Raw genomic sequence first — 776 nt, 5'->3', positions numbered from 1 at the left:
CACCGAACCGGCCATCGAGTGTACGTTCGGCACGATCGGCGGCCCGGTCCATCTCCGCGAACATGGCGTCAAGGTCAATCGCGTCGCTCATTGCTTCCCCCCTCGTGTTAGTCCGTGCCGGTAATCTTTTTCTTTGCGGAATCCATCGCCGAATCCAGCTCCTGTATCCTGGCGACGATGTCCTCTGTCTTACCCTCGATGTCTCTCCCCCGCTCCACGAGATCATCCACGCCACCGGAAACGCGAGCGGTCGCACTGGAGACACGCTGCGGCAGATCTTCAAGGCCGGCCTCGGCCAGCGCTTCGGTCTGCATCTCGCGAACCTTGCGGACAGAGGCGAGGTGTCCGGTCACCACCGCCTGCGCCGACTGGACCTTTCGATAGGAGTCCTCGAGCGCTGTCAGCACCTCCTGGCGCTGCGCCTGTATCGGCTCCAGCAGTTCCCGGCGCTTCTTCTCTATGCGCTGCGTCGCCACCTGGACGAACCGGGTCATGACCGGCAGGAGTTTGTCCGGATCACTCGCCACAATCACTTCGACGTTGTCGGCGAGCCCGAACTCCTTGGCGAATTGCTCGATAAACGCAGGCCGGTAGGTCTGATCGATGAACTCGTTGACGCGCTGCACCTGCTCGTCGAAGTGCAGGTTGACCATCGCTCGGTGGGCGCGGTGTAGCTCTTCCAGGTCACGACCCACGGTATTGGAGAGCTCGACGCTCTCCTGGGGCACCTGCGCACAACCGGCCATGAGCACAAGGGCGCTCAGTAACAGGCCGAC

The 776-nt window shown here is 62.4% G+C and carries 1 protein-coding gene; it reads right to left on the bottom strand.

The annotated features are described in order from the left end of the window. Positions 1-107: 107 nt before the first annotated feature. On the bottom strand, positions 108-776 hold a 669-nt coding region (locus G7A99_RS22410), incomplete at its 5' end, for a hypothetical protein (protein WP_163144223.1).

The organism is Arhodomonas sp. KWT (assembly GCF_010993615.1).
This window is presented reverse-complemented; position numbering and strand designations above follow the sequence as displayed.